Genomic DNA, 17095 nt, shown 5'->3' with positions numbered 1-17095 from the left:
AGACGCTATCAAGGGGTTAAACATGGGGCGGCTGTCTGGTCGGTGTCACTAAGGGGCATGATATACAGGCGGTAACCTGCCTCGACGTCGTCAATTAACGTGCATGCCGGGTTGCCGCTGATCCGTGCGACGACGCGCTGTCGATAGCGGATCGTGCGGCCCGTCTCATCTTCTTGCAGTGACCAGGCGTTGGACTCAAAGGCTTGGTCAATAGCAGGCGCGGGCCACAGGTTCCAGCTCAAACGGCTAGCCAGCCACTCGGCGGTAAAGGGCGGCTCAAAGGCCGCATCCTGTAGAAAGCGGCTGCCGCTGTCGTCGTGTATCAGGGTCAGCAGGCGCTGGCCTTGTGGGCTTAGTATGGCCAGGCGCAACGCCTTGTCGTCGTGGCGCAGAACGCCAATCATCTCATGGCGCTGGTCATCATGTTCGAACGTCAGGCGCTGCCGCTGCGTTTCCATCTCCGGCAGTGTCGCAAGGCTGGGCACGGTCGCCACCGGCTGTCCGGCACAGCCGACCAGCACTAATAGGGCGGCGATAATCAATCCTGACTGATACACGAAGCGCGATAACGTCATGGTCATTCGTCCTTTCCTGCGCTATGGCGGGGCATATCGGTACAGGCCTCTGCCAGGCTGTTTAACCGTCGACGGCTGGCGGCAACGAACGGGTTTTCTTCATCCCAGGCGTAGCCGGCGAGCACTGAGCTGATCATGGTGCGTATGCGCGGTATCTGCTGGTCATTGAAGATGATCCGCGGTAAGCGGCCATCGTACCAGGCGTCGACAAATTCGCGGAAGGTGGCGACACCGCGTCGTAGGGGCTGTTCGAACTGGCTATCCCAATCGATGTGTTCACCGGCGAGCTGGCGCTCGACCAGGGGAGCGGCACGCAGGGCCGAATCCAGGGCGATAGTCACGCCTGAAGAGAAAACCGGGTCAAGAAATTCGCCCGCGTTACCCAGTAGGGCGAAACCGGGGCCGTGCAGCTGCTCGACATCTGCTGAATACCCTTCCAGGCGGCCAATGTCACGCGTGGCGCTCGCATTGACCAGCAGTTCGGCGAGCATCGGTTCGGCACGGATGAAATGCCATAGGCGTTCATCGTCATTGACGCCGGCGGCCTCCAGCGTTGCCCGGTCACCCACGACGCCGACTGATGCCCGTCCATTCTTGAAGGGAATCAGCCAGTACCAGATGCCGGGATGCTCAGGGTGCAAACCGATCAGGATCTTCTCGCGGTCGTAACGCGAACAGTCGATGCGATCCTCGATATGCGTAAACAGCGCACAGCGTGACTCAAGTGTTGAGGGGCGGGCAAGGCCGGTGAGGCGCGCCAGGACGCGCCCATAGCCACTGGCATCGAGCACAAAGCGCGCGTGTAACGAGCGCTGCTCACCGTTGGCATCAACCAACGTAAGGCTGGGCCGTTCGGGGTCGGCGACAAAGGCTTCAACGCGGGTATCAAACTCAACCTTGGCGCCCAGTTGGCGAGCGCCTTCGATCAGACGCTGGTCGAAATCAGCGCGTTCGACTTGCCACGTGGTGCCTGGGCCAGGCGTGAACTTGTCGCGAAAATCGATGGCGGCATAGCGATCCCGCCAGGTAAAGGCCGCCCCGTTCTTGATTTGAAATCCGCCGGCCTTGGCGGCATCCAGCAGGCCACAGGCCTCAAGATGCACCATGCACTGGGGCAATAAACTTTCACCGATGGAGAAGCGCGGAAAGCGGCTGCGCTCGATCACCCGCACATCCAGACCCCGCTTTGCAAGCCAAGCCGCCGCCGCTGCGCCGGAAGGGCCAGCGCCGATGATGGCCACATCGGAGCTGTCTTGGGTTCCCAAACGCTGGGGTTTTAAAGACTGAGCTTTCATGTGCTGTGTTGCTTCTGTCGCCATCAGGGAGTGTCCTGTCGAGAAGAGAGAGGCCGGGCGCCCGCCCTGGCAAACGGCACAAGCGCCCACGCGGATGCAAGGCCAATGAGGCAGGTCAGCCCCAGGTAGTGAAGCGCGGGTGTGGCACTGAACGCCAGTAGGCCGAAGGCCAAAAGGCTCGAGGCACACGACAGGCTAATGGCCAGCCACACGGCTGCGCTGTCCGGGTGTTCCGTGCTGAAGATGCCCGCATCAAGACCGATACCCAGTACCAGCAGCAACCCCAGCAGATGGAAAAGCGTCAACCCGATATTGAGTGCACTCAATAGTGCCAGGGTCGCCAGCAGAGCACCCAGCGGCGGCAATAATACGCGCCAGGCCCGCCCGCGATAGCGAACGCCAAATATCATCGCAAGCCCCGCCACGGCGATGGCCAGGCACAGGGCGATCTGGTCGCGGAGCTGTGCCAAGTGGCTGGATAACGTTGCCACCCGGTCCTGGTAAAGAACGTATTCCGGTGCAGCAAGGCGAGCCAGTGCCTGTTGAGCAGTACTGTCGGCATCGCCCAGCGTTATCAGCGCCGCCATGTCTGCACGCTCGTCATCGGCGTCTGCGTCTAGCCAGAGCATGGCATCGGCTTGCCCCACCGGAGTGTCGAGCCACGTGGTGATCGTCAACAGCGGTACGCTTTCAAGCGAGCGCTGCGCGGTTTCCAGCAAGGCCGGGGGAAGGCCCGCCTGGGCGATCAGCTCGGGCAGAGCGTTACGGTAGGCCTGACGTACGCGCTCAAGGTTGGCGTCTTGCGTCGCTTTAGAGGGCACCGCCTGGGCCAGGTGGCGGTAGTGGGTCAAGTGCCCTTGCGCCTCTAAATCAGCAAGGTCCGCGTCCAGAACTTCAAGGCGCTCCAATAGTTCGCCTTCCTGCTCGGCGGTGACAAGCAGGTAGCGGCTGGCGGTCGGGCTATCCAGCAGTATCTGCACGCGTTGCTGCTCGGTAATCAGCTCGGCAGGTGACGGATTGAGCTGGCGAAGATCATCGTCAGCGGACAGCCGCGTGGCGATCATGACCACTGCGAGAACCCCAAGCAGGGCGAGCAGCCCCCAATACCTGGGCGCGTGAAGCGGTAAACGCAGGCGGTTCAGCCGCGTGGCAATACGCGCGGTGGCGGCATGGGGGCGCGGGGTGAACCACGGCAGCCAAAGGCGTACTGTCAGCCAAGCACCTATCAGGCCTAGCGCCACGAACGTGGCCATCTGGCGCAGCCCCGGCAGCGGCGTGGCAAGCTGGACAAGATAGGCGACGAGGCTTGATATCAGGCCGAGTAATAGCCCCGGCCAAAGCCTGGCCAGCGGCTGTTCGGGCGCCAGCTGGCGAGCGCATTGAAAATGCAGGGCGTAATCTATCGCAATGCCGATCAAGCTGGCGCCAAAGGCCAGCGTCAGAAGGTTGAGCGTACCAAACAATAGCCAGGTCAAGGGCAGCGCAAACAGAACGCCACACGCCACCGGCAGCAACAGGCTGGCCAGTATCGAGCCGCGCCGAAAGGTGATCCAGAGCAGCAAGGCGATACCCAGCAGCGAGCCGATGCCGATAGTCAAGGTTTCGCGCTTGGCCTGCTCGGCACCGGCGGCGGCGTGAAACACCAGCCCGCTGCGCAGCAGCTCGGCGTCTGGATGAGCATCGCTAAATTCCGCAAGCGCCGTGCCAAGGCGTTGCTGCATTCCCATGTCGTAGGGGCTGGCCGTGAGTTGGCCGCTGACGATGAACCAGGCAGCGTTGTCATCCCTGACGGCAGGCAGGCCGTCGATCAGGCGAATGGGGCCAGCCAGGCGCTGGTCCTGCCAAGCATCCAGCAGGCCAAAGGGGTCCTGGCGTGGGTCCGCGTCGCCTCCCGGCGTGAACAGCTGTCGCAGACCACGTTGTACCCAGGCGTCGTTATCGGCAGCGGCCAACGAGGGCGATAGCAGCCGATAACGGTACGCTGACAAGTCGCTGTCGGGGGTGTGCAGAATGTCATCGTCAAAGGCCGTGACGCTGGCCGATTGTTCAAGGCGGACCTTGAGATCCGCAACCAGCCGAGCCGGCGCTTCGCCCTGCACCAGCAGCACGAAGCGGTCCTCGAAGGCTTGCGTCAAGCGCTGCTCGGCGTGTTCGAGCAGCGCTCCCTGCCGGGTTTCCGGGAGCAGCGCAGTGATGCGCGTATCCAGCGCTGCGCCTTTGCTCAGCAGGCCAGCCAAGAGCAGAGCGCAGCCCAGCAGCAGCCCCGCCCAGCCGATAGCTGCCAGACGCTCCAGGCGCCCGGGACGCGTTGCTTCACTCACGGTGTGTGCTTATCGTCTTCAAGGCGCTCGCAATCCGCGCCGCTCAAGGCAAGCTCGAGGCGGTCATCATTGGTGAACGCGATCTCGACACGCTCTACCTGCTGGTTGCCGTGAACCATCAGGTGGTCAAGCCGTTGGGCGATGTTCGCTTCACTGGGAGTAAGCGTGGCCTGCCACTCATCTTGAGTGCCGCTGAGTTCGATGGCGAAGTATCTCTCCAACGCCTGCCAGTCGCCTGAAAGCAGGCCATCAAGCACCGGGGCGACCGCCTGAAAACCCATCGGCAGCTCGTCGTTGTCCGCGCTCAGCACCACGCGGTCATTGAGGGGGGAGGTCGTTTGCCAGACAAGCCCCGCGTCTTGATGTTCAAAGGTTCCACGGCTTTCCAGCTGACTATCGAGATCGGCTAGCCAGCGCGTCTGCTCGAATCGCCCGCACTGCGGTGCATTGTCGGCCAAACGTGCGGCAAGCTCGTCAGTGTCAGGAGCCGCCCACGCGGTGGCGCTGGCGGCCAGCATGGTGAGGGCAAGGGCACAAAAGGCTGCTTGGTTAATGGCGCGCATCATTGATTGGCCTCCTGCCAGGCGAGCAGACGTTCCCGCAGAACGGGGGGCGATTCCAGGCGCATTTCGCGGTCTTCAATTCCGACGGCCACCTGAACGCTCCAGGCGCGCGTCAGGCGTTTGCGTGTGTGTGCATCGCGAATGGTGTAGTCGATCTTGAGGCGGTTCTCCCACTCGCTCAGGCGCGCTTCGATTGCGATTCGCTGGGCGAATAGCACCGGGGCCGCGTAGCGCAGGCGTAAATCGATCACTGGCCAGGCAAACCCTGAGGCCTGCATTTGGGGGTAGTTGTAATCGAGCGCATCGAGCAGCGCGCAGCGGGCAATTTCCAGGTAGCGTACATAGTGGCCGTGCCAGGCCACCTGCATCATGTCGATATCGTGAAACGGTATCGTCAGTTCGGTCTCGTAGCGGGGCAGTTTGCCATCATCAAGCGTCATATAGGCTCCAGTGGCGTTGGCGAATCACGTCACACAGGGTGCGGAGTTCGTGTTCCAGGGCGCGGTCTTCACCAAGTGCCGGAAAGATCAGGCGGCAGTCGGTCAGAAATTCAGCCAGGCGGTCGGGCAACGGTGGCGCATCGCCTATCTGGCTGCGTAGCTCAACACCCTGACAGGCCGCGTGCAGCGTGGCGGCCGCGACCTGCTCTACCAGGGTGAGCACACGCAGCGCATCGCGGGCGGCAATCGTGCCCATGCTGACCTTGTCCTGATTGTGGCATTCGGTGGAGCGCGAGAAAACGCTGGCGGGCATGGTCAGCTTCAGCGCCTCGGCGGTCCATGCGGACGCCCCGATCTGCACGGCCTTGTAGCCATGATTAAGGCTGGCCCGCTCGGGGGCGGCGCCGCTCAGGTTGCTGGGCAACCCATGATTGAAACGAGCATCCACCAGCAGCGCCAGTTGGCGGTCGAGCAAATCCGCGAGGTTGGCGCAGGCCTGCTTGAGGCTATCCATGGCGAAGGCGACATGGCCGCCGTAAAAGTGGCCGCCGTGCATGACCTTGCCTTGTTCGGCGTCGATCAACGGATTGTCGTTGGCGCTGTTGAGTTCGTTCTCGAGAAACTGGCGCCACCAGGGCAGGGCATCTTCCACTACGCCGATCACATGCGGGGCGCAGCGCGTCGAGTAGCGATCCTGAAGGCGCGATGAGTTGCGCGGCGTATCGGGCGCGTGGAGATCCTCGCGCAGGCGTTCGGCTACCTTGTTCTGCCCCGGATGCGGTTTGGCGGCGAACAGCTCGGCATCAAAGTGGTAGGGGTTGCCGTTCAGCGCATGCACGGAAAGCGCTGTGATACGGGTGGTCAGGCGCGCCAGATAAGTGGTGCGGGCGAAGGCGAACACACTCAGCGCTGTCATCACCGCGGTGCCGTTCATCAGCGCCAGGCCTTCCTTGGGCTTCAGGCGATAGGGTGTAAGCCCGTGCTCGGCGAACACCTCAGCCGTAGGCCGCCGCTTGCCGTCATGAAATACGTCCCGCTCACCGCACAAGACGGCAGCCAGGTAAGATAGCGGCGTGAGATCCCCGCTGGCCCCGACCGAGCCCTCTTCAGGAATCACCGGTATCACGTCGTGTTCAAGCAACCATGTCAGGCGCTCGAGAAGTTCGACGCTGACGCCGGATACGCCGCGACAAAGCGAGACAAGGCGTACCATGATCACTGCCCGCGCGGCTTCAACCGACAGCGCCTCGCCCAACCCGCAGCCATGAAAGGTGTACAGCTGGCGGGGCAGTTGCTCCAGGTCGGAGGCGGAGACTTCGCGGGTGCAGGAGTCGCCATAACCGGTGGTAACGCCATAGACGACACCCTCTTCCTCTAGCAGGCGCTCGAGAAAGGCATTGCCTTTGGCAATACGCTTACGAAAATCGGGCGTTGTCGACAGAATGACGCGGCGGCGACCTTCGGCAACCGCCAACACCTCTTCAAGGCTGACCATCGATCCATCCAGAATGAGCGGCTCGCTGGTGAGAGGGCCCGCCGTCGGGTCACGCAGTATCGTCATGAAGGTATCCAGTGTCATTTATCCAGAAGGGATAAAAATTGAACCATTGCAGCGGGTGCCGCCGAACGCGTTCGGCCAGGTGGTTGGCATGCGCCTGCATGGTCTCGGTAATCCACGTTTCACGCTGACGACGAGGCAGGCTCTGGGTGTCGCCAAGAAGCTCAAAGTCGATCCTGAAGTGGTCATCATCGCGCACGCAGGCCAGCGTATAGAGTGGGCAGCGCAGCAAGGTAGCCAGGCGGAAAGGGCCTTCCGGGAAGCTTGCCCGGTCGCCGAGAAAATCAAGCGGCTGGGTGCGCTCGCCTGACAGGGGAAGGCGGTCGGCGGCGATGACCACATAGCCACCAGCGTTAATGCGCTCGGCCAGCGTCTGGGCTGTGGCCGGGGTAACTTCGCTGACTTCGAGAATCTGTGGGCGCGGCTTGCCCGTGACGCGTTCAAGCAGGGCATTGAACTTGCGCGCATTGCGGGTGTGCATCATGACCGTCAGGTCGAGATTGGTATGGCGTTCGGTCAGCGCATTCACAACGTCAAGATTGCCGTGGTGGGCGACAAGGATCAATCCGCCCTGACCGCCAGCGATCGCTTGAGTGAAGCGCTCGACCCCGCTACCCACCAGGCGCTCGTCGGCAATATTGCCGCTCCACGCTTCGACCTTGTCCATCAGCGTTTCGCCAAAGGCCAGAAAGTGGCGATAGCTTTGCCACCAACGGGCGAAAGGCTGCTGCTTGAGCGAGGGATAAAGGCGTTGCAGAAAAGCTTGGGAAGCGCGTCGCGCCGTGGTATGGACGAGAAAATACCAGAGCATCACCGGCCATAGCGCCAGCCGAAAAGGCCAGCGGCCCAGGCGCCGCTGTATAACCACCATCAGGGTCATTCCCAGCAGCGTGCCGCGTTCGCCGATCCGCGCCCAGTGATGGCTCATGGGCTCACCTCGCGGTGTGGCTGAAAGCGTCGGGCGAGCAAGCGCGGCAGGCGCCACAACATGCCGAAAAACAGGCGCGTATGCATCAGCGATATCTGTCGGTTGTCGCGCCATACGGCAAAATGACTGATGCCATCGCGGGGGTAGTGCACGCGTACCGGCCGGTGCATCATGGCGCCTTGTGCCCAGTGCCAGCGCACCAGCACTTCGGTATCGAAGGTCATGCGATTGCCGCAGGGATGGCGGGCCAGCATTCGGTTGAGTGGGGCAACCGGATAGAGCCTGACGCCACACATCGAGTCGCGAATATCCAGCGATAAAGTATTTATCCACACCCAGATATGGGTGGCATAGCGGCCATAGAAGCGTACTTTGGGCACGCTGGCGTCATAGCGAGGATAACCCACTACCAACGTGTGCTGGGCTACCGCTAATGTGGCGAGAAACGCGGGCAGGTCATCGACCCCGTGCTGGCCGTCGGCATCGACCTGAAGTGCATGGCTGAACCCCAGCTGCTCGGCGTAGCGTAATCCGGCACGTACCGCCGCCCCCTTGCCCTGGTTAGTCTCAAGACGCAGAAGGTGATGGCCCTGTTCAGCCAGGCGATCCAGAACGGCGGCGCACTGCTGATCACTGCCGTCATCGACCAGTAGCAGCGGTATCTCAAGCGCTGCCAGTTCCGTGCAGAGCGGAGTGATCGTTGCTGGGTGGTTGTACACAGGGATCAGGATACAGGGCCTTGGCTCAGCCATGCTGATCTCCCTTGGGCGCTTGCAGGCGAACCCGCCCGGCGCAGTGGCGCCCTTCCTGGGAGTCAATGCTAAACGCGATACCGTCTTCGCGGCGGGTCAGCTCCAGGGTGAAACGAGCGCCGGGCAGCAGCGCGCGCGTAAACTTCAAGCGCTCGATACCCAGAAACAGACCTCTGTGGCCAAACATATCGTGGGCATAATGGATGGCCCACTGCACCATCACCACGCCCGGAACCAGTGGGTACTGATCAAAGTGGCCTTCCAGAAACACCAGCCGTTCCGGGACTTCCAGCGTCAGTACGCAGCTGTTGGCATCCAGAGGATGCTCGCCCAGCCAGCGCGGCACTTTGGGATCGTCCAGGTCGGCAAACAGGCGGTTGATCAGCGTGCGGTCCAGCTTGCCTTGGGCATTGCTCGGCAGCGTTTCGACAAAGCGCCAATAACGGGGTACGGCAATAGGCTCCAGGTGATCGAAAAGGTATGTGCGCATACGCTGGATCAAATGCTGCCGAGCTTCACGCTGGTGCGGAAGAGATGCTTTATCCAGCACGACCACCGCACCCAGACGGCTGTCGTCGCGGTCAAGGTCGACACAGCGTACTTCGCTGACCTCTTCCACTGCCGTAAGGAGGCGCTCCACATGATCGAGCGAGACACGCTTGCCGCCAATCTTGACCAGACGATCCGCTCGCCCCAGGAGCGTGAAGCCGTCATCTACCGGCGCTACCTGGTCAGGCTGATGCCACCACTGCTGAGGCATCTCGAGATACGGCGACCGCAGGCTCAGGCCGCCATCTTGAAATGCTAACTCCACGCCGGGCAGCGGCTGCCAACTGATACGGCGTGTTTGGCGACGCTGGGCAATGCCGCCCGTTTCGGTGCTGCCATAGATCTCAATGACCGGCGCTTGTAACAGGCGTTCAGTAAACTGCGCATGTTCCAGCGCCAAGGGCGCACCCGATGAGAACACGCGGACCGGCGGCGTAGCGGCGTGCCAGGGCAGGTGTTCAGGCAAGCGCGACAGCTGCGCAGGGGAGCTGACCACGACCGGATGCAGGCCTGCTGTATCGGCTTCCTGCAAACGGGCCATCAGCGCTTCGGGATAACGGCTTTCACCACCGCAGAACGGCGCGCCCGCACATAAGGGGTGCAGTATGCCGGTGAGCAGTCCGTAAATATGCTGGTGGCTGACCTGGGAAATAACCCCGCTGTCTGCCAGTGGCCAAAGCTTGGCGTGGGCTGATAACTCTGCCTCCAACTGATCAAACCGCTTGGCTAACTGAACGGGGTTGCCGGTGGAGCCTGAGGTGGATAAAACAACGGCGGTAGCGCTCGGATCAAGAGGCGCAACGCGTGGGCGTGTTTCAGCGCCCTGCGGGAGCCGCGGCTCGGGCGCATCGGGCAGGGTGCCATCGACTTCGCTTGCCAGCCGGGAGAGCGTTTCGGGGCGATCATCGGCGGGCAGTACGGCGACCCGGCCGCTTTCCCACAAGGCGATCAGGGCGGCGCAGAACGCTAGCGGTTGCTGCTGGCATAGCAGCCAGCGGCCGGTGGGTTTGTCCGCCAGCCAGTGGCGCCATGCATCAATATGCGATGCAAGGGAGGCGCCACACACCCAGTGGCTGGGCAGTGACTCATGGCGGGCAAAAGCCGCACGCCAGGGTAACTGAGTAAGCGAGATAAAGGTCACGACAGGCGACTCCGCATCCGGTGACGTAACAGCCATTCACCGGCAAACATGATGGCGATCAGGCCATAGCTGATGGCGCCATTGTATAACGTCCAGGTAGCAAGGCTTGCATACAGCGCTGTCCAGCACGCAATGCCGCCGTTGAGCACAAAAAAGCCGCACCATGCCCAGGTAACATGCCGGGTATAACGTATCCCCGCAGCGGGCAGTTCGGGCTCACGCAGACGCGCCAAGCGCTCGATGATCGGCATGCCACGCCACAGGCTGGAGAGAAAGATAGCCAGCATGATCGCGTTCACGGCCACAGGGTATGCCCGCATGCCGAGTTCCGCGTGCCCCAACCCGCCCAGGGCGACCAGCAGGACCGCCGCAGCGGCTGCCAGGTAGCGCGCTTGAGGCATTCTCCAGGCGAGTAGTGCCGCACCGATGACCAGTAACGGCCAGCTGCCGATATCATCGTGCAAAAGCAGTACCAGTAGCGGCCATATCAGCGCGAGCGCCATGCTTGCGTATCTGGACATTGTTACCGCTGCATCAGTTGTTCGACGGCAGTGACAACATCGTTGATCGTGCGCACCGATTTGAAATCCTCGGGCTTGATACGTCGTCCGGTAAACTGCTTGAGCTCGACGACGAGGTCCACCGCGTCGATGCTGTCGATATCCAGATCCTCATAGAGGCGGGCTTCGGGCTCAATGTCGCTGGCATTGATCTCGAACAGCTCAACCAGTGTCTTGCGAATGTGGGCAAGTATCTCTGCGCGCTGATGGTCAGCGGTTTCAGTTGACACGGCGGGCCTCCACGAGCGCTTGCAGCGCAGCCAGACTTTCGAAGTGGCGTCGCGTTTCGTCGGCTTCGGAATCAAGCTTGATGCCATACTGCTTTTGCAGGGCTAGCCCAAGCTCGAGCGCGTCAATTGAGTCAAGCCCGAGTCCTTCGCCAAACAGGGGAGCGCTTGGGTCAATGTCGGCTGGCGTAATATCCTCAAGCTCAAGCGCATCGATGATGAGGCGCTTGAGCTCGAGTTCAAGTGCCTGGTTGCAGGTTTCGGTCATGATGGAAGTGTTCCAATTCTGTGTTGAAGTGGTCGCTCAGCCATTGTGTTAGTTGCCTGGCGAGCTGACCGGTTGGCTGTTGGCTAGCTGAGTTGACATCCAGGTCTTCAAGCACGTTAAGTTCCATTAAAACCTTGGTAGCCGGGATGTGATACCAGGGTTCATGCTTAGTCAGGGTGGTCGGCGTACAGCGTATCAGGACAGGGGTAATCGCTGTGCCGGTGCGCAGGGCGATATTTGCGCCCCCGCGACGAAACTTGATCGGGCGTCTGGGGCTAGTGCGGGTGCCTTCAGGAAACAAGACCAGTGAGTCACCTCTTTGCAGGCTCTGGCGGGCAGCCTCCAGCACTGACTCGGGGTCGTCGTTGGTGATATAGCCTGCGGCACGAATAGGGCCGCGAGTAACCGGGTTGCGGGCTAGCCGGCCCTTCACGATACAGTTGGCGTGGGTCGTGTAGGCGATCACGAAAATCACATCAATCAATGAAGGGTGATTGGCAATCACCAGCAAACCAGGGCGCTTGAGGCGCTCGGGGTTGCTGAAGCGGTAATCAAGCACGCCGAGGCCTTTCATCAAATTGATGAATCCGCGAAAGCAGGCTTGGATAAGGCGTCGCGCCAGTTGATGGCGCCGTTCAGTGTCGCGCACACAGAGATTCAGCAGCGGCGCAATCACCAGGCCAATGAAAAGCCCACCTATTCCGAAGGCTGTAAAGGAAACAGCGGTGCCCACGCCGCGGTATAATCGATTGATGCTCATTCCTGCTCCAGGTGCCAGCGCTGTCGGCCGTCCAGGAAAGCGGTCTCTCCGTTTAGCCAGTTCAGCACGTTGATCGGCGTTGGGGAAGTGCCTTGGCCTGGTTTCGATACCGTAATGGCGCGTCCCTGGTTCAGGGTAAAGCGCATGCCAACCACGCATGCCGTACCTGGGTGCTCCGTAACGCCTTGATAAGCAGCAGGGAGTGAGCTTTCGGAGAACACGGCAACGACGCTAGGGTAGCCCGCCATCAAATACCCGTGGGACTCGTAAATAAGCGCATCAAATTCATCACCACAGGCACCTAACGCCTGCAAAGGGCGATGATGCGACCGGGCAATGGAGTGAACGCCTAGAATGGCGTTATGCACTGACATCGAGAAGCGGGTAGGAGAAATCGGCTCGCCACGTTGCAGGCTTTCCAGCATGGCGAGCGTATGCGTCGTATCGCCATGCCGCGAGGCATGCACTAAAGGGGCATCAGCCTTGGGGTCGAGTTCTCGCAGGATATCGCAGGTGGCGCGCCCGGCATCATCGAGTCGCCGCCGCAGCATGGCGGGCAGTTCGCCACCCGGCTGAGCAGAGATAAGACGACTTGGCTTAACGGTTGCCGCAGCCTTTTCAGCCAGCCAGCCCCGCCAGTCTTCGATAAATAATGATAAAGGCACTGCTCTGATAGCCCGCTCAAAAGGGCGGCTACTTTAACTTAATCAGGGGGGCTGGAAAAGAGAGGGTTACATAAATGGTACGTGCCATTGATGTGGCGTCAAGAGGCAACCGCTGCGGCCCCTGCCAGCAAGCCGTCAGAGAGAACAAAAACGGTTTTCTGTTCAGTGCATATTCAAGGGGGGATCTGCCGGTATTCAGTCAGAACGAAGTACATGTCACTGCCTTCCAGCTTAGTGCCAGCATCGAAAGCGGTTGGGCTTCAAGTTGCAACTAAGGACTTTTATGAATTTGGTCAAGCTAACCCCGCACTCACTATTAGGCGTTCATTAACCTAATGTTGCACCTAGCGTTGGAGATCTCCATGCTATGCCGGGAGCTACACAATCACTAAATAAAATACTTGTCAGTTTAATAAATAAATGGAGAAATAAAAAAATGTCCAAGGGGACTTTGATTTCAACATTAGCTGTTCTCGCCTGCCTTACTGGGTGCGCTTCTGTTTCTTCGTCGTCAGCACCAGCTATCTCTCAAGAAAATTGGACGACTGACCCAGTATATGTAACAACGTCTACCGTTCCAACGGACATTGGATATGAGGTGGTCGGTCACGTAAAAGCAAATGCAAGAACTGGATACGATAGCGTTGAAACCCTATATCCACTTCTAGTTCAAGAGGCAAGAAAAGTAGGAGCAAATGCGGTAGTGGGGGTAAAAGGAGGGAGGTCGCCCTCTGCATTTTCGTGGGCTGCACCGTTTACGAGTGGAACAGCAATAAGAATTGATAATGTAGAGAAGCTGGAAAAATACGACGGTAAATACTACTAGTAGTTCGCAGTTGATTGATGCTCGTCTTGTAAATATGCTGCAGGGATACAGAAGCAACCTTTGTCTCGTCGGTGTAGACCGTGGGTGTTAAAAGCAATGCCAAGTGCATCGCGCGCTTAGAATTACAGCTGGAAACTAGGGCTTGCCCAACAAAAAACGGCCACCTGCTCAAAGAGCTAAGTGGCCGTTTTTAATAGTGTTCTTGGTCGGAATAGCAGGATTCGAACCTACGACCTCTGCCTCCCGAAGGCAGCGCTCTACCAAGCTGAGCTATATTCCGAAAGTTGCTGGGCAGTGCTCAACAACGGGGCGAATCTTACACAGTTAGGGGCTTTTTATCAAGCCCCGGCACCGCTGGAATGCGAATTTTATGCTTGCCGGTCAACGGCCAGACGGGCGAGTTGAGCCATGCTGTCACGGTAAGGGCTGGGCGGAAGGAACTCTAATTGCGCCAGCGCTTTATCGGCCATCTCGTCGGCGCGCTTACGCGTGTACTCAAGCGCGCCTGTGGCGTGAATAATCGTCAGCACTTCATCGAGCTGCTCAAGCCCGCCTTTGCGGATGACCTGGCGGATCAGCTTGGCCTGTTCTGGTGTGCCCTGCTCCATGGCGTGAATCAGCGGCAGGGTGGGCTTGCCTTCGGCCAGGTCGTCGCCGACGTTCTTGCCCATGGCGTCGGCATCGCCCTGATAATCCAGCAGGTCATCGATCAGCTGGAAGGCGAGGCCCAGGTAGCGGCCGTAAAGCTTGAGCGCTTCGGCCTGCTCGGCGGTGGCCTCTGCCAGTACCGCGCCGCTGTGGGTGGCAGCTTCGAACAGCATGGCGGTCTTGCCCTGAATGGTCTCGAAGTAGTCCGCCTCGGAAATGCTTGGGTTGCCGATATTGGTCAGTTGCAGCACTTCGCCTTCAGCAATGGTGCAGGTGGCGCTGGAGAGAATCGCCATGATCTCCATCGAACCTACATCCACCATCAGCTGAAACGAGCGCGAATAGAGAAAATCGCCGACCAGTACCGAAGGCGCGTTGCCCCAGGCGTCGTTGGCGGTTTTTTTGCCGCGCCGCATGTGCGACTCATCGACCACATCATCGTGGAGCAGCGTCGAGGTGTGCATAAACTCGATCAGCGTGGCCAATGTGATGTGCTTGTCGCCCTGATAGCCCAGTGAGCGAGCTGCTAGCAGCACCAGCATGGGCCGCAAACGCTTGCCGCCGCTTTCTATAATGTACTGGCTGATGGTTTCAACGAGCGGGACTTTCGAGGTGAGCTGCTCAACGATCGTCCGGTTGACGGCTTCAAAGTCATCTGCCACCACGGCGTGCAGCGGTGAGGGCGTTGGGCTGGCAGTCGGGGTTGGGGAGACGTTGGCGGTCATGGGTTCCGTTCATCGCGGCAGGTGGAGGGGCGCGCCCCTAAATTGAGGTCATGCTATGGGGCTACCGGGTAAGCGTCAAGGCGCGTTCAAGGCATGTCTTGCGCAGCAAACAACAAACATCAATTGACAACGGCCTGTAGTCTTGTGGTAGAAGGCGATTGTCGTTATAATCCGCGACCCACTCATCATGCTCCCTGTCAGATGGCTGCCAAAAGGGGCGCCACTCGCAGCAGGTTGAAGAGCACGACTCGAAAGAGCGTAAGTGATGAGCGCTGGTTATGCAGGGCATAACCGCATTAACGACAAGTCCGGAGAGCGACATGTACGCAATTATCAAGAGCGGTGGCAAGCAGTACCGCGTTCAAGAAGGTCAGACCCTCAAGCTCGAGAAAATCGAAGTCGCTACCGGCGAAACGATTGAGTTTGATGAAGTGCTGCTGGTTGCAGACGGTGATGATTTCAACATTGGCGCGCCGCTGATCAGTGGTGCCAAGGTTTCTGCTGAAATCGTTTCTCATGGCCGCGGTGACAAGGTGACGATCATTAAATTCCGTCGCCGTAAGCACAGCATGAAGCGTCAGGGCCACCGTCAGTGGTTCACTGAAGTCAAAATTACTGGAATTTCCGCGTAAGCGGTTACATTCCCTGATAGGAGAATTTTGCAATGGCACATAAAAAGGCAGCCGGCTCCACGCGTAACGGTCGCGATTCCGAATCCAAACGCCTCGGTGTTAAACTTTTCGGTGGCCAAGCAGCGAACGCCGGTAGCATCATCGTTCGTCAGCGCGGCACGCGTTTCCACGCTGGTACTGGCGTAGGTTTAGGTCGTGATCACACTTTGTTCGCACTGAACGAAGGCTTTGTGAAGTTTGAGACCAAAGGCCCGAAAAACCGCAAATTCGTTAGCATCGTTTCTGAATAAGCAACTCAGGTTGCGTAGAGCGTAGTTAATGAAAAAAAGCCCCGCTATGGCGGGGCTTTTTTGTCTGTTTAAACCCTCTTGCCCGACTATTGGAGGCAGGAGTGTTGCATATAGGGCGGCGGAAGCGGCCGGGAGAAATCTATGCAGTTCGTCGATGAAGCCTCGATTATTGTTGAGGCGGGAAATGGCGGCAATGGCTGTCTGAGCTTTCGCCGCGAGAAATATGTGCCTAAAGGTGGCCCCGATGGTGGTGACGGTGGTCACGGGGGTAGCGTTTACCTGATTGGTGACGATGCGCTCAATACGCTGGTAGATTTCAAGTTCCAGCGTTTTTATAAAGCGCAAAACGGTCAGGGCGGCATGGGCCGCCAAATGAGCGGTAAAGCCGGTGACGACCTGCACGTCAAAGTGCCGGTAGGCACCACCGTCATTGATGTCGACACATTAGAAGTCATTGCGGATGTCACCGAAATTGGCCAGGTAGTACTGGTGGCTGAAGGCGGGCGTCGTGGATTGGGCAACATCCACTTCAAGTCGTCTACCAACCGTGCGCCGCGACGCACCACGCCGGGTACCGAAGGCGACCGACGTAATCTCCGCCTTGAAATGAAGGTCATGGCGGACGTTGGCCTGCTGGGTATGCCCAATGCCGGTAAGTCGACGCTGATTCGCTCGGTCTCAGCGGCCAAGCCCAAAGTGGCGAACTATCCGTTTACCACCCTGGTGCCGAACCTGGGTGTGGTAAAGCTGGGGATGCATGAGCACTTTGTGATGGCGGACGTGCCGGGGCTGATCGAAGGTGCTTCTGACGGTGCTGGCCTGGGGCTGCGCTTTCTAAAGCACTTGACCCGTACGCGCCTGCTGTTTCATGTCGTGGATGTGGCCCCCTTTGATGAGTCTGACCCGGTAGAAGCCGCTCAGGCGATTGTGCATGAGCTTGGCCAGTTCTCACCGGCGCTTTCCGAGCGCCCGCGCTGGCTGGTGTTGAACAAGTTTGATCTGCTGCCGGAAGATGAGCGTGAAGAACGCGCCCAAGCGATTATTGACGCGCTTGGCTGGGAAGGCCCGGTGTTCCGTATCTCGGCGATTAGCAGTGAAGGCACGGACAAGCTGGTTCAGGCCGCGTACCGCTGGCTGACCGAGCAGCGTCGCCTTGAGAACGAAGATGAAGACGCGTTGGCTCGCGAGCAGGAAATGCGTCGCCGTATGGAAGAAGAGTCGGTAGCCCGCATCGAAGAGCGTCTGGGGCGTCGTCGTAAGCGGCCTGATGACGAAGACGACGAAGATTTCGATGACGATGATTACGACGTTGAGGTCGAATACGCGCCTTGAGAAAAGACGCTTGCGTGGCTTGCTAGCGCTTGACGGTCAA

Annotated in this window: 19 protein-coding genes and 1 tRNA gene; 4 read left to right on the top strand and 16 right to left on the bottom strand. The window is 59.5% G+C overall.

Annotated elements, in window-relative coordinates; translation table 11 throughout:
• Nucleotides 1-8: 8 nt before the first annotated feature.
• From D467_RS0111285 to D467_RS0111220, 14 genes are read right to left on the bottom strand one after another with little or no spacing between them, the layout of a single operon-like run.
• Nucleotides 9-581: a DUF3261 domain-containing protein gene (locus D467_RS0111285; RefSeq protein ID WP_018917632.1), complete on the bottom strand. Its 573-nt coding sequence runs from the start codon at nucleotides 579-581 to the stop codon at nucleotides 9-11.
• Nucleotides 578-1894, bottom strand: a complete 1317-nt coding sequence (locus D467_RS0111280) for an NAD(P)/FAD-dependent oxidoreductase (protein WP_018917631.1) — start codon at nucleotides 1892-1894, stop codon at nucleotides 578-580. The genes D467_RS0111285 and D467_RS0111280 overlap by 4 nt, the downstream gene beginning before the upstream one ends.
• Complete coding sequence (locus tag D467_RS0111275; protein ID WP_018917630.1) at nucleotides 1894-4191, bottom strand: MMPL family transporter; 2298 nt, start codon at nucleotides 4189-4191, stop codon at nucleotides 1894-1896. The genes D467_RS0111280 and D467_RS0111275 overlap by 1 nt, the downstream gene beginning before the upstream one ends.
• Nucleotides 4188-4757 carry a LolA family protein gene (locus tag D467_RS0111270; protein WP_018917629.1) on the bottom strand — a complete coding sequence of 190 codons (570 nt, stop codon included), beginning with the start codon at nucleotides 4755-4757 and terminating at the stop codon, nucleotides 4188-4190. The genes D467_RS0111275 and D467_RS0111270 overlap by 4 nt, the downstream gene beginning before the upstream one ends.
• Complete coding sequence (locus D467_RS0111265; protein WP_018917628.1) at nucleotides 4754-5194, bottom strand: acyl-CoA thioesterase; 441 nt, start codon at nucleotides 5192-5194, stop codon at nucleotides 4754-4756. The genes D467_RS0111270 and D467_RS0111265 overlap by 4 nt, the downstream gene beginning before the upstream one ends.
• On the bottom strand, nucleotides 5184-6755 hold the full coding sequence (locus D467_RS0111260; protein WP_018917627.1) for an HAL/PAL/TAL family ammonia-lyase: 1572 nt from the start codon (nucleotides 6753-6755) through the stop codon (nucleotides 5184-5186). The genes D467_RS0111265 and D467_RS0111260 overlap by 11 nt, the downstream gene beginning before the upstream one ends.
• On the bottom strand, nucleotides 6739-7680 hold the full coding sequence (locus D467_RS0111255) for a lysophospholipid acyltransferase family protein (RefSeq protein ID WP_018917626.1): 942 nt from the start codon (nucleotides 7678-7680) through the stop codon (nucleotides 6739-6741). Before D467_RS0111255 ends, D467_RS0111260 begins: the two co-directional genes overlap by 17 nt.
• A complete protein-coding gene (locus tag D467_RS0111250; protein WP_018917625.1) occupies nucleotides 7677-8432 on the bottom strand; it encodes a glycosyltransferase family 2 protein in 756 nt (251 codons plus the stop codon). Before D467_RS0111250 ends, D467_RS0111255 begins: the two co-directional genes overlap by 4 nt.
• Nucleotides 8425-10158: an ApeI family dehydratase gene (locus tag D467_RS0111245; protein ID WP_155826483.1), complete on the bottom strand. Its 1734-nt coding sequence runs from the start codon at nucleotides 10156-10158 to the stop codon at nucleotides 8425-8427. Before D467_RS0111245 ends, D467_RS0111250 begins: the two co-directional genes overlap by 8 nt.
• Nucleotides 10119-10643 (bottom strand): COG4648 family protein, encoded by a 525-nt coding sequence (locus D467_RS0111240; RefSeq protein WP_026285730.1) that lies wholly within the window; start codon nucleotides 10641-10643, stop codon nucleotides 10119-10121. Before D467_RS0111240 ends, D467_RS0111245 begins: the two co-directional genes overlap by 40 nt.
• Nucleotides 10644-10645: 2 nt before the next feature.
• The gene (locus D467_RS0111235) at nucleotides 10646-10912 is read right to left on the bottom strand and encodes an acyl carrier protein (RefSeq protein ID WP_018917622.1); all 267 of its coding nucleotides are present in this window, start codon (nucleotides 10910-10912) and stop codon (nucleotides 10646-10648) included.
• Nucleotides 10902-11177, bottom strand: coding sequence for a phosphopantetheine-binding protein (locus D467_RS0111230; RefSeq protein ID WP_018917621.1), 276 nt, complete (start codon nucleotides 11175-11177; stop codon nucleotides 10902-10904). The genes D467_RS0111235 and D467_RS0111230 overlap by 11 nt, the downstream gene beginning before the upstream one ends.
• Nucleotides 11149-11937 carry a lysophospholipid acyltransferase family protein gene (locus D467_RS0111225; protein WP_018917620.1) on the bottom strand — a complete coding sequence of 263 codons (789 nt, stop codon included), beginning with the start codon at nucleotides 11935-11937 and terminating at the stop codon, nucleotides 11149-11151. The genes D467_RS0111230 and D467_RS0111225 overlap by 29 nt, the downstream gene beginning before the upstream one ends.
• Nucleotides 11934-12602, bottom strand: a complete 669-nt coding sequence (locus tag D467_RS0111220) for a beta-ketoacyl synthase chain length factor (protein ID WP_244147826.1) — start codon at nucleotides 12600-12602, stop codon at nucleotides 11934-11936. Before D467_RS0111220 ends, D467_RS0111225 begins: the two co-directional genes overlap by 4 nt.
• A gap of 367 nt (nucleotides 12603-12969) precedes the next feature.
• Here D467_RS0111220 and D467_RS19700 point away from each other — a divergent pair, with 367 nt between their 5' ends.
• Nucleotides 12970-13428, top strand: coding sequence for a YbjQ family protein (locus D467_RS19700; protein WP_208596481.1), 459 nt, complete (start codon nucleotides 12970-12972; stop codon nucleotides 13426-13428).
• A gap of 203 nt (nucleotides 13429-13631) precedes the next feature.
• Here D467_RS19700 and D467_RS0111215 read toward each other — a convergent pair.
• Nucleotides 13632-13708: transfer RNA gene (locus D467_RS0111215), tRNA-Pro, on the bottom strand.
• Between the two features lie 88 nt (nucleotides 13709-13796).
• Entirely contained in the window at nucleotides 13797-14801 is a 1005-nt protein-coding gene (gene ispB / locus D467_RS0111210) for an octaprenyl diphosphate synthase (protein WP_018917619.1), read from the bottom strand.
• A gap of 320 nt (nucleotides 14802-15121) precedes the next feature.
• Here ispB and rplU point away from each other — a divergent pair, with 320 nt between their 5' ends.
• The 3 genes from rplU to cgtA all read left to right on the top strand — a co-directional run bounded on the left by rplU (nucleotide 15122) and on the right by cgtA (nucleotide 17055).
• Nucleotides 15122-15433, top strand: coding sequence for a 50S ribosomal protein L21 (gene rplU, locus D467_RS0111205; RefSeq protein WP_018917618.1), 312 nt, complete (start codon nucleotides 15122-15124; stop codon nucleotides 15431-15433).
• Nucleotides 15434-15465: 32 nt separating this feature from the next.
• The gene (gene rpmA / locus D467_RS0111200; protein ID WP_018917617.1) at nucleotides 15466-15723 is read left to right on the top strand and encodes a 50S ribosomal protein L27; all 258 of its coding nucleotides are present in this window, start codon (nucleotides 15466-15468) and stop codon (nucleotides 15721-15723) included.
• Between the two features lie 141 nt (nucleotides 15724-15864).
• Nucleotides 15865-17055 (top strand): Obg family GTPase CgtA, encoded by a 1191-nt coding sequence (cgtA, locus tag D467_RS0111195; RefSeq protein ID WP_018917616.1) that lies wholly within the window; start codon nucleotides 15865-15867, stop codon nucleotides 17053-17055.
• Nucleotides 17056-17095: the final 40 nt, after the last annotated feature.

Origin of the sequence: Vreelandella zhanjiangensis DSM 21076 (assembly GCF_000377665.1) — a bacterium.
GTDB classification, from domain to species: Bacteria; Pseudomonadota; Gammaproteobacteria; order Pseudomonadales; family Halomonadaceae; genus Vreelandella; species Vreelandella zhanjiangensis.
The sequence above is the reverse complement of the archived record's forward strand: the minus strand, read 5'-3'. Positions and strand labels throughout refer to the sequence as shown.

Excerpts from the sequence above, each read along its gene's own strand:
- D467_RS0111285 (WP_018917632.1), bottom strand. The coding sequence starts at position 581 with ATGACCATGACGTTATCGCGCTTCGTGTATCAGTCAGGATTGATTATC.
- D467_RS0111280 (WP_018917631.1), bottom strand. The coding sequence starts at position 1,894 with ATGGCGACAGAAGCAACACAGCACATGAAAGCTCAGTCTTTAAAACCC.
- D467_RS0111270 (WP_018917629.1), bottom strand. The coding sequence starts at position 4,757 with ATGATGCGCGCCATTAACCAAGCAGCCTTTTGTGCCCTTGCCCTCACC.
- D467_RS0111265 (WP_018917628.1), bottom strand. The coding sequence starts at position 5,194 with ATGACGCTTGATGATGGCAAACTGCCCCGCTACGAGACCGAACTGACG.
- D467_RS0111260 (WP_018917627.1), bottom strand. The coding sequence starts at position 6,755 with ATGACGATACTGCGTGACCCGACGGCGGGCCCTCTCACCAGCGAGCCG.
- D467_RS0111255 (WP_018917626.1), bottom strand. The coding sequence starts at position 7,680 with ATGAGCCATCACTGGGCGCGGATCGGCGAACGCGGCACGCTGCTGGGA.
- D467_RS0111250 (WP_018917625.1), bottom strand. The coding sequence starts at position 8,432 with ATGGCTGAGCCAAGGCCCTGTATCCTGATCCCTGTGTACAACCACCCA.
- D467_RS0111245 (WP_155826483.1), bottom strand. The coding sequence starts at position 10,158 with ATGGCTGTTACGTCACCGGATGCGGAGTCGCCTGTCGTGACCTTTATC.
- D467_RS0111240 (WP_026285730.1), bottom strand. The coding sequence starts at position 10,643 with ATGTCCAGATACGCAAGCATGGCGCTCGCGCTGATATGGCCGCTACTG.
- D467_RS0111230 (WP_018917621.1), bottom strand. The coding sequence starts at position 11,177 with ATGACCGAAACCTGCAACCAGGCACTTGAACTCGAGCTCAAGCGCCTC.
- D467_RS0111225 (WP_018917620.1), bottom strand. The coding sequence starts at position 11,937 with ATGAGCATCAATCGATTATACCGCGGCGTGGGCACCGCTGTTTCCTTT.
- D467_RS19700 (WP_208596481.1), top strand. The coding sequence starts at position 12,970 with ATGCCGGGAGCTACACAATCACTAAATAAAATACTTGTCAGTTTAATA.
- ispB (WP_018917619.1), bottom strand. The coding sequence starts at position 14,801 with ATGACCGCCAACGTCTCCCCAACCCCGACTGCCAGCCCAACGCCCTCA.
- rplU (WP_018917618.1), top strand. The coding sequence starts at position 15,122 with ATGTACGCAATTATCAAGAGCGGTGGCAAGCAGTACCGCGTTCAAGAA.
- rpmA (WP_018917617.1), top strand. The coding sequence starts at position 15,466 with ATGGCACATAAAAAGGCAGCCGGCTCCACGCGTAACGGTCGCGATTCC.
- cgtA (WP_018917616.1), top strand. The coding sequence starts at position 15,865 with ATGCAGTTCGTCGATGAAGCCTCGATTATTGTTGAGGCGGGAAATGGC.